The 10,553-nt window shown below is 45.8% G+C and carries 6 protein-coding genes; 5 read left to right on the top strand and 1 reads right to left on the bottom strand.

Features of this window, described 5'->3' with window-relative positions; genetic code table 11:
- Nucleotides 1-191: 191 nt before the first annotated feature.
- Genes IQR33_RS04650 through IQR33_RS04630 form a run of 5 tightly spaced genes read left to right on the top strand, consistent with a single transcriptional unit; the run spans nucleotide 192 to nucleotide 8,647 of the window.
- On the top strand, nucleotides 192-2,189 hold the full coding sequence (locus tag IQR33_RS04650) for a prolyl oligopeptidase family serine peptidase (protein WP_172563920.1): 1,998 nt from the start codon (nucleotides 192-194) through the stop codon (nucleotides 2,187-2,189).
- A complete protein-coding gene (locus tag IQR33_RS04645) occupies nucleotides 2,190-4,331 on the top strand; it encodes a TonB-dependent hemoglobin/transferrin/lactoferrin family receptor (RefSeq protein ID WP_064376394.1) in 2,142 nt (713 codons plus the stop codon).
- A gap of 9 nt (nucleotides 4,332-4,340) precedes the next feature.
- The gene (locus IQR33_RS04640) at nucleotides 4,341-6,593 is read left to right on the top strand and encodes a proprotein convertase P-domain-containing protein (RefSeq protein ID WP_193837764.1); all 2,253 of its coding nucleotides are present in this window, start codon (nucleotides 4,341-4,343) and stop codon (nucleotides 6,591-6,593) included.
- 25 nt (nucleotides 6,594-6,618) lie between these two features.
- Nucleotides 6,619-8,070 carry a DUF1566 domain-containing protein gene (locus tag IQR33_RS04635; RefSeq protein ID WP_005375150.1) on the top strand — a complete coding sequence of 484 codons (1,452 nt, stop codon included), beginning with the start codon at nucleotides 6,619-6,621 and terminating at the stop codon, nucleotides 8,068-8,070.
- 1 nt (nucleotide 8,071) lies between these two features.
- Nucleotides 8,072-8,647, top strand: a complete 576-nt coding sequence (locus IQR33_RS04630) for a DUF1566 domain-containing protein (protein WP_005375151.1) — start codon at nucleotides 8,072-8,074, stop codon at nucleotides 8,645-8,647.
- Between the two features lie 108 nt (nucleotides 8,648-8,755).
- Here IQR33_RS04630 and IQR33_RS04625 read toward each other — a convergent pair whose 3' ends face one another.
- Nucleotides 8,756-10,399: a methyl-accepting chemotaxis protein gene (locus IQR33_RS04625; RefSeq protein ID WP_170889983.1), complete on the bottom strand. Its 1,644-nt coding sequence runs from the start codon at nucleotides 10,397-10,399 to the stop codon at nucleotides 8,756-8,758.
- Nucleotides 10,400-10,553: the final 154 nt, after the last annotated feature.

Raw genomic sequence — 10,553 nt, 5'->3', positions numbered from 1 at the left:
TTGTATATAAACAGCATAGAACGCTAATTTAGGAAGTTATTAAGTTTTATAACCTCGGTCAAAGCAAACGTTTTTCCTCACACACTAGATAAAAATCTAACATGATTATGAAAATGATAATTGATCTCATTTTTATTTAAGGGCAGAATACGCGCCATTGTATTAATCCTATAAATGAATTCGCTCTCTATATGAAATTTACTCATGTTTTTTTAGGGCTCATAATTACCTCTAGTTCTGGCTTTGCTGCTGATGATTTCAACTGGCTTCGAGATGATGCTCGTAAAGATGAGCGAGTTCTTACCTACCTAACAGAACAAAACCACAAAACTGAACAGCACCAAAAAAGTTATCAGACGTTGACAAAAAACCTACTAACGCAGTGGGATACCATTGTGGCAGACAAAGGTGATAAGCCATGGTCGATCGTGAGTGGAAGAGAGTGGACGCTAATGCGTCGCGATGGTCGTTACTTACTATTATCCCGTGCGAGTCAACATGCACCAGAAAACGTGGTGTTCGATTTCGATGAACGACAATCTGCGCATCAGTACTACCAACTTGGTCAATGGCAAGTGAATGGTGACACGCTACTTTTCACGGAAGATATCGACGGCAGCGAACAATATCGTGCTGTGGTTGTTGATTTACTCTCCGGTCAATCTACGGAACTGGCGACGCACGTCGATAGTGGCGTATTGTTGTCACCTAACGGGAAAGTGGCATTCCTCGTTGCAAAAGAAAAGCGCACCCAGCGACCTCATCAGATCTTACGTATCTCCACTGAATCTTTAGCAAAAACAGTCCTATGGAATGAACCCAAGTCAGATTGGTTACTTTCTTTCTATCGTGCGGCAGATAGCCGTTATGCTGTGCTGCAAAGCAACAACGAGTCAACAACAGAGCAGAAGCTTGTCGACCTAGAAACGGGCACTGTCTCAGATTCATTGCGAAAGCCTGAAGTGGGTGTGGAATATTACGCGGATGTGGCGAAAGGTTACATTTATCTTAAAAGCAACCTGGAAGGAAAGTTCGCCCTTTACCAAGCCGAACTCGCACCGCTTGGCGCAACATGGCAACGCTTTACCAATCCTCGTGAGCCGCTTGAACAGTTCTACCTTTATGATGCAGGAGTTGTGGCACTTAGTAAGCCAAACAACTTGTCGACATTGACGGTGTATTCTTACCAAGGGCAGGAAAAAGTGATACTGCCATTGGAACACGATGGTAATGTCGCTTGGCTAAGCACATTGGGCGATTTTGAATCAAACAAAATTCGTATCCGAAGCATGTCGATGACTACGCCTCCTCAGTGGGAAGAGTTCGATGTAAAAACGCTGAATAAATCCTTGTACTCTCAAGATGCTTACCAAGACTTTGATAGTCAGCGTTATGTATCCCAACGTATTTTTATTAAGCACGACGGCGTTTCTGTCCCGGTCTCTTTGGCGTATCGCAAAGACAAATTGCACCCACAATCTCCTGTGATGATTTACGGTTACGGCGCGTATGGTTTTACGATGAAACCGTACTTTATACCTCAGGTTATCAGTTTACTCGACCAAGGTGTGATTTACGCTATCGCCCATGTCCGTGGCGGTGGGTACTTTGGCGATGAATGGCACGAGCAAGGCCGTGGTGTGCGAAAAGCCAATTCTATTGGTGATTTTGTCGCGGCCGCGAAGGCGCTGCAAACATTCGAACGTGGCAATAGAGAGGTTTTCGCCATCGGTTCTAGTGCTGGTGGTACGTTGGTGGCCGGAGCGGTTAATCAAGATCCTAAATTGTTTTCAGGTGTCGTACTTAAAGTGCCTTTTGTTGATGTGGTTGCAAGTATGTCGGATACCTCACTTCCGCTTACCACACAGCAGTATGGCGAATGGGGTAACCCAACCAAACCTGAACAATTGGCGTTAATGAAGGCGTACGATCCGATTCTCAATATCCATAAAAACGCTTACCCACCCATGTTGGTTCAAGTCGGTTTAATTGATCAGCGCGTGCCATATTGGGAAGGCGCAAAGTATCTGGCTAAAGTTTCAGCGTTAAGTGAGCGCAACGGGCCGTACTTGTTGCAAACTGATTTTAATTCGGGCCACCAAATGGACCCACGACAAGCGCAAGAACAACAAGCAAAAGAATACGCATTTCTACTATCACTCATTAAAACATCTAAAGCGGAGCAGTAAATGAAGCTTACCCCAGTGTCAGCGGCAGTACTTTCGGTACTTGCTGCCAGTCAAGTGCACGCCGAATCTAAGGTTTTCTCAATGGAAGAGGTGGTGGTAACCGCCAATAAAATCGATCAGCCATTGTCAAAAGTGGCAGGTAGTGTCGCGGTTATCACAAACGAGCAAATCGAAGAAAGAGGCGAGACCGAGCTATATGACGTGCTGCGTAACGAACCTGGTGTAAGCGTGACGGGCGGTGCAGGACGTCCGCAAAACATTACCATCCGTGGTATGACGGGTAACCGCATTATGATCGTTCGTGATGGCATTCGTTCTGCGGATGGCTTCGGTGCGAATGACATTAATGATGCCGTTGGGCGAGATACTTTTGATTTATCCAATTTTGAATCGCTGCAAATCATTAAAGGGGCAAGTTCTTCGGTGCATGGCTCTGGCGCGATCGGCGGTGTGGTGATTTTAGAATCCAGCCAGCCGGGTGATTTCTTAAAAGACAAAGACTTCTACACCGATGTTTCCGGTACTTACACCGATATCAGCAACAAGTACAAAGGCACGAGTAATCTAGCTTTCCGTTCCGGTGATACAGAGAGTTTGTTTAACGTTTCATACTGGCAAGGACAAGAGACACGTAACTTTGATGAAGATTTGTATAACCGCGACCTCGATGGTTACAGCGGTGCTTATACGATCAACCACTTTTTCAATGAAGAGGTGATGTTGAAAGCCAAAGCGGAACTCTACACCCAGAACCAAGAGCGTTTGGAGGGTTCACCGTCCATTCAACCTGATGGAATTTGGCATATTGAAGACTTTGCTGAGGATGAAACCACAGAAGAGTACAGCGCTTATATTGGTGCAGAGGTGACTCCGATTAATCCAACTTGGTTCGAAGAGTTGGATACCAAAGTTTACTGGCGTCACACCGAAGTGGTGGAAGACACCAACCGTTTAATGCGCCAAGTGGATCACAATGGTTTGATCACCAAGCGTCGCGAGCTGGAACACAAAACCTTCATTGACGAAACAATTGGCTTCCGTGGCGATTTCACTAATACGATTTATGCAGCAAATGCTGAGCACCAATTGGCTTACGGTGTCGAGCTTTCTACTGACTATTACGAACGCACAGATAGCGACTCCAAGATTGATTGGAACGGAGTAACACCTTCGACCAAACAACCTTTCGCTCCTGCTCGTGCTTATAACATTGGTTTGTACGTTCGAGACATGGTGGAACTGGATAAATGGACCATCACAGGTGGCCTACGCTTTGATGCGCACCGTCTCACGCCAGACGGTGCGGGTGAAGTGGGCGGCTTCCCATTAAAAGACATGGATAGCTCAGAGGTATCTCCAAGTCTTTCGGTTTCTCGTGAAGTATTTGCCAACAACATTGCTTATGTATCTTATAACCATGGTTACCGTGCTCCGGAATACGATAAAGCGTATGGCTTCGTAAGCCACGACTTTGTGCCGCTCACGCCGTTTGTCATTGCACCAAACATGGATCTAGAAGCTGAAACTTCCGACTCATTTGAAATCGGTAACAAGTTCGATAACGGTCGTGCGTATGTCTATGCGTCTTTGTTCTACAACAAGTTTGAAAACTTCATCGACGTTGTGACCACGGGCTTTGACTCAAGCAATGGTAATTACATTAAACAATACCAAAACCTCGATGGTGTCGAGACGTATGGTGCAGAGCTTTCTGCGGGTTACGCGATCACCAAACAATGGGACATCAGCACTAAGTTTGGCTACGTAGATGGCAAAGACGCGGAAGGTGAATACGTTCGAAGCATTACGCCATTCGAAGGTAACGCTCAACTGAAATACGCCAACCAAGACTTCAATGCTTACGTGGCTTGGAACTGGGCCGCGGCAATGGATCGCGTTCCTAAATGCCAGACCACGCTTGGTCTAGCGACAGATTGCGCGCAGACAAGTGCGTGGAATACGTTTGATATTGGCGCAACTTACCACGTTTCCAAAGACCTTCGTGTTAGCGCAAACATCATCAACCTGTTCGACAAAGAATACATCCGATACCAAGACGTAGCGGGTATCGCTGAGGAAAGTAAGCGTTACTCAACTGAGCCAGGGCGCTACTTCACGCTGACTGCAAAATACGAATTCTAGGACGAAATCATGAAGCTAAAACCATTGGCGTTTTCGCTGCTTATTGCTTGTACCCCTGCGGCACAGGCTGCAGAGTGGGATTATCCCGTAACGGACTCTGTGGTAACGAATGAAGCGCAAGCGAAAACTTATCTAGACAGCCACTACTCAGAAGCGGGCGAGTTTAAGTTCCGTTACAAAACCCAATCTCAGCTTGGTGAGCATTACAATTTTGATGTTTGGGTAAACGGTGAATATCAAGCACAGCGCACCCTAGTAGTAACAACCGATAAAAATCATCACGTTGTGCGAGCGTTTAAGAGCCTTGAAGATACGATCATTCGCAACGGTAAACCAACGGTTGCAATGGAATTGGAATCGCCTCGCCAACTGCAAGCACAAGAGCCACCTGCTTTGAGCTCTGGAAGTCTGGTTAATGTTGAGGTTTCTTTATTCAACCCAGATCTTCGCACCATGCAACAGCAAGCGGCACCAGAATCGACGTGGTCAGCACTGTCTGATTACCCTCAGCCGATCGAGTACGTCACCAAGTCGATTGAGGTTTTAAAGTCGGGAGGTAAGTTCTATCTCTCTAACCCAAGATTAAAGCAAGTGGATGCGACGGGTTTATTTGCAGCCCCAGCACCTGGTGAAGCGCCTGTACTCGATACGTTGGACTTTCTCAGCGCAGAAGGGGTTCAAGCATTTGACAGTGTTGATGAGATGCAAAGCACCGAGTTTGGTGACAATGCGTTCCCACAGTTGATGGCTTTTTATCATCTTGATAGCTCGATCCAATATCTGACAAGCCTGACTTACGACTTGTTTGATGAACCGCTTCGTTTTGATGCTCGCGGTTTATCAAAAGATAACTCTACTTACTATTACGGTCCGAAAGCACTCATGTTAGGTGTCGGTGGTGTTTCTCCAGATGCAGTTGATGCTGATGTGGTGATACACGAGCTTGGGCATGGCATTCATTACCAAATAGTACCGGATTGGGCGTACGGTCACACTGGGGCTATCGCAGAAGGTTTTGCTGATTACTGGGCGGGCAGCGCGAGCTACCGCACTCAATATTTGGATGCTTCGCGTCGTGGTCAAGAATTCGAGTTAGATACGGTGTTCAACTGGGACGGTGTGTTCGGAACACGCAAAACAACTCGTAGCTTATGGAACCAAAGAGCGCGTTACTTCGAGGGCTCAGAGTATCCAGCGCACGTTAGTGTGGGCGGTGAACTAGGCGACGAGCTATGGTCAACGCCACTGTTCCAAGCACTTAAAGCATCGGTTGAACGATACGGTGATGATACCGATAACGTGTTCCGTGAGTTTGACGCCATTGTACTTGAAGGCATGTACGGCATTGGTCGTGGCGTGAAAATGCATGATCTGGCGGAATCGACCGTGTTTGCCGCAAACACCTTGTTCCCAAATAAAGATTACGCCCAATTCCTGACGGACAGCTTCAACAAACACAACTTACTCAAAGCGCCTCTTCGCGTTCGCTATAACGCTCGATACATCGCACAAGGTCAAGACGTTGGTGTGAGCCTGAGCCAAACTGGTCGCGAAGCGAGCATCAAAGGGCAATGGCAGCTAAACAACGCATCTGTTTTCGACTTTGATGAAACGCTTTCTGACTCGACCTCAATGAAGGTGGCGTTACCAAGCGGTCTAACATGTGGCACGCAATTCGATTCCTCTATTTCATTGGATTATCAATTTTCTGAAGGCCTAAAGACTCACCAGTGGAGTGAACAGGTGATGCTGGTTAATGGTACGCCAGAGCTCGATATCCAGCCTCAACCAGTGAACTCCGCTTTGCCGGAACAGGGCGACAGACTGTTCTCTCAGACGCTATCGGACAAGTCACGCACGATTGATGATTCGTTTGCGGTTTACCTGAACATCGAACATGACTCACTGCAAGATCTGCAAGTGACACTAGTGTCTCCACAAGGCAAATCGGTCGTGCTACTTAGCCATCAATCAAGCAATACCAATGGATTTAAAGGTTACTTCACAGCTCAGTACGACGAGGAGTTACAAGCACTTGTTGGTCAACCGAGTTGGGGTACTTGGCGTCTCGAAGTGTCTGACCGTGTGTCAGGAAACTCTGGGGTGTTGAAAGAGTGGGGTGTGAGTCACTTTGCTCAGTATCAGTGTAGTGCTGATACCACTAAAGAAAGCAGTGGCGGTGGTTCAGGTGGCAGTGGTTCGCCTTGGCCCTTGTTAGGACTTTTCCTGCTTTCAATGGTGAGAGTGATTCGCTCTCGTTAATTAAAATCAAAAGAAGATAAAATCTATGAAGTTTCAATATTCTTTCGTTGCTATGTCACTAGCCCTTGCTGGCTGTGGCGGAGGTTCTGGTGGTGACACGTCGGCACCGACCTATGATGTAGCTGGCACCATCGTTTCTGCAGGTACACTTCTTGATACGCCAGTATGTATCGATTTAAACCAAAACTACGTTTGTGATTCCACTGAACCGAGTGCTAAAACGGATAATGCCGGTAAATTTAGCCTGACTTCAAGCGACAAAAACGTACTAACCAGCACCATTCTTGCTCAAGTTGATCAAGGTTCAAACCAAACGTTGCGTCTTGCGGCTCCGGGTCAAAATTTAGCAACGGGTAACACGGTCAATGGTGTAACAACGTTGCTCGCGGGTCTTGTAATTGACGGTAAAACCGTTGCTCAAGCTGAAGAGATTGTGAAAGCGCAACTCGCCGATGCCGGCGTTTCTCTTTCTGGTACGGTGATGTCTAACGCAGAAGCTAGCGAGCTAGACAAGCTAGAGCAAAACACGGTTGTGCTATTAGCTGCGATGCAACCAAAGCAAATGACCCAAGGCGTAGCGCTGCTTGCTCAAAATCTTAGCTTTCAAGGTAAATCGTTGGCCTCTGATCTTCTGTCTGAAGCGGAAGTAAGTGCATTTGCTGAAGAAATTGTAGCGGTTGCTGAACAAACGGTTGGTAGTAACGATACGGGCGCCGTTCTTTATTTTGCTGAAGGAGCAGCAGACGTTGCTGAGGTTCAAGCGTCTTACCCTGGTCAAGATGCAGAATACGGCTTCGACAAAGAGGACAAGCAAACGTCGACAGGCGCTGGCTTTAAGTTCGTTAAGCTAGATTCACAAGGTGCAGCTTTAGCTGCAGATGCGACTGAGTGGGCTTGTACTATGGACGAGCGTACTGGTCTTGTTTGGGAAAACAAAAGTGCGGATGCGAGCTCAGTTCAATTTAAAGATCGCCTATTTGCGTTTGAGTCTGAAACATTTAAGCCATTTAGCAAAGATGTAGAGCTTGCAGGTTGTAAAGACGCTGGTGATGAAGTTTGTACCACTAGCCAATATGTTCAGTACATAAACAAACAATCGTTATGTGGAATCACTGGTTGGCGCTTGCCTACTTACCGTGAGACTTATGACTTACTAGACTTTGGTGAACAAACACTGTTTGCTCCGAACGATGAATATGCAAAATACAACGTCTATGGTTTTAATGTTAAATACTTTCCACAGCAAACCATAGGTAGCCCTTATTTAGGATATGGTGCGTTTTGGCATAGCGACTTTAAGTTTACGAATGCATCATCACAACTTATTGATGGCGAGATTTATTTCCCTGCGATTGTCTCCCGGGGCAAAGATAGAGGCACTATTTCATACGTCGAGATTCGATCAAGCAACACAAGTGCGGGTGCCGATGATTCTTACCAATTCCCAATCCGTCTAGTCGCAGTTAAGGGGCAATAAGATGAAGAAATTAATAACTGTACTATCTCTTACTTTGGCTTCTCAAACTGCAATAGCTGCACAAGAGTGTTCTACTGACTTTGCTAAAACGGCACCTAACACGCGTTATACATATTCTGAGAGCGGTACCGTAACTGACCTGAAAACAGGTCTAACATGGATGCGCTGTCCAGTTGGTATGACATGGAATGTAGGAAACCAAGAATGCCAGGGGACGCGATCTACAATGTCATGGCAACTCGCTCTCTCCACAGCCAAACAAATTCGTAATAAGGACGGCAACCATCCTCTTCACAATTTTGCTGACAAAAAAAATTGGCGACTAGCAAATATCAAAGAGCTAGTATCTCTAACTGAGCGAGCTTGCCACAGCCCAGCCATAAATAGTACAGGGTTTGCTAGCGGCTATAGTCTGAAAGATGGAGATGATGTTCTAGGGCGTTATGTCTGGAGCAACACACCTAATGGCGACGGTAAGCATGTTGCAACTTTTGATACGACTAATGGTGAGGTTTTCAATAGAGATCCGTTAAACTCAAGTTTCAAAAGCTCTCTCTTGTTAGTGACAGATGAATAATAATTATTACGTTAATAAGGGTTGATAGCTTTGCCTTTATGATAGGCTCCGCCAGTGCGGAGCTTTTTCTTTTCTAACCTTTGGAACTTATCGTGTTGAGCAGAGTATTTAAACTTGGAACTGCTTAAGTTGATGTTTTTGATTTTCTGCTAAACCAGACAACTCTTGAGCGGCAGCAGCGGATTGCGTAATGCCAGTGACGTTCTGGCTCACTAGTTCATAGATGTTCGTTAAGTTGTTGTTGATATCAGCCGTGACCTGTTTCTGCTCTTCTGATGCGGTTGCAACTTGAGTGTTGATTGAGTTCAGATCGGCGATAGCATTACTGATATTAGCAAGTGATTGGCTAACTTCTTGTGTCAGAGCTTGGTTGTCTGACAACATGGCTAAGCTGGAATGCATACTTTCATTTGCGTGACCAGATTGTTGCTGTAGCTCTTCTATAATGGTTTGGATCTCTTTGGTGGACTCCTGAGTTCGCGCTGCCAGCATACGTACTTCATCGGCCACTACCGCAAAGCCTCGGCCACTTTCGCCCGCTCGTGCAGCTTCAATCGCTGCATTCAGTGCAAGTAGATTCGTTTGCTCAGAAATACCTTCAATCACTTCGATCACGCGACCAATGTGTTCTGATTGTTCTTTTAGCGAAGTCACGACGGCAGCGGCTTCGTTAAGTTGTTCCGCCATCTTTTCACTTGCGCGAGTACTTTCCCCAAACATGCTTATACTTTGTGAGGTTAACGTACGTGCTTGATTTGATGCACTATCGGCTTCTTGTGCATTGGTCGATACTTCAGCTGCGGTCGACTCTAGCTGATTGATCGCCGAGGCTACTTGCTCAACTTCTTGCTTTTCTTGATCCGAGTTGACGCTGCTTTGAGTCATAACAGTTGCTAACTCGGTTGATGCTGATGCCACATCTTCACTAATGCGAACCAATGCGCTTACAGTTTCACGCAGTTTTTCTATGGTCTGGTTTACATCTCGAGCCAGCTGAGACACTTCGTTTTTCCCGATGGCTTCGGCCTTAACTAGTAGGTTTCCCTTCGCGACTTCCTGCATCGTTACTTGAAGGTTACGAATCGGCGCAACGATGTAGCTGGCGAGTACCCAACTAATAAGTGAAGCGGCACTCAAGATCACCGCAAGCGAGACGGCGCTGTAAGTTAGCGTGGTTGAATGTTGTTCGCCATTCGTTTCGACTTCATCGGTGACGATTTGATTCAATTGTTTAGATAGTTTGTCGATGGCGTTGATCATCGCTTCGCCAGCTAATCGATACTCAGCCATTGTAGATTCGTACTTTTGATTGAAATCAGAGGTGGTGTAATCAGAAGAGTGTTTAGTGGTGAGCAGAGGTGTCATGGTAACGCGAGTGAAATCAACATAGTGATTCATGGCCTTACGCATAGCATTGACTTCATTTTGAACGCCAGGGAGATTGTCGATGGAGTTAAGAAAATCGCGGTTTTTGTTTTGTCGCTCAGAAAGCTCTTGGTTGAGAGACTGAACATCTTCGGCTCTAAATAGACTATAAATGGCTTTGATGCGCATGGCGTAAGTGTTGTCTACGATGCCGCTAAGTTCCTCTTTGTGAATGATTAGCTTATGGGTGGAAGCCGAAACCTTATTGAATGCTTGATCGAGTTTACCGATTCCGACACTCAGTCCAATGATGAGTAATATAACTGTGAATAGAACAGGCAGAAAAACCTGAAGTTTAATAGAAAGCGTACTAAGAAATTGACGCATGAGATTGACCCTCTATCGGTTTAATTATTATCTTTTTTATAAATAAGCATTTCGATTTTAATTGTTATATTTGCCAAATCAATGAGTTACTCATATCTAATTGTTATGAAATGTACCAAAATCGATGGGGTTATCATCTTGAACATGAGGCAAC

The sequence above is a fragment of the Vibrio sp. OPT46 genome (assembly GCF_015163535.1).
GTDB lineage: Bacteria > Pseudomonadota > Gammaproteobacteria > Enterobacterales > Vibrionaceae > Vibrio > Vibrio alginolyticus.
The sequence above is the reverse complement of the archived record's forward strand: the minus strand, read 5'-3'. Positions and strand labels throughout refer to the sequence as shown.

What these genes read in the sequence shown, in the direction of transcription:
- IQR33_RS04640 (WP_193837764.1), top strand. Translation starts at nt 4,341, where the DNA reads ATGAAGCTAAAACCATTGGCGTTTTCGCTGCTTATTGCTTGTACCCCT.
- IQR33_RS04630 (WP_005375151.1), top strand. Translation starts at nt 8,072, where the DNA reads ATGAAGAAATTAATAACTGTACTATCTCTTACTTTGGCTTCTCAAACT.
- IQR33_RS04625 (WP_170889983.1), bottom strand. Translation starts at nt 10,399, where the DNA reads ATGCGTCAATTTCTTAGTACGCTTTCTATTAAACTTCAGGTTTTTCTG.
- IQR33_RS04650 (WP_172563920.1), top strand. Translation starts at nt 192, where the DNA reads ATGAAATTTACTCATGTTTTTTTAGGGCTCATAATTACCTCTAGTTCT.
- IQR33_RS04645 (WP_064376394.1), top strand. Translation starts at nt 2,190, where the DNA reads ATGAAGCTTACCCCAGTGTCAGCGGCAGTACTTTCGGTACTTGCTGCC.
- IQR33_RS04635 (WP_005375150.1), top strand. Translation starts at nt 6,619, where the DNA reads ATGAAGTTTCAATATTCTTTCGTTGCTATGTCACTAGCCCTTGCTGGC.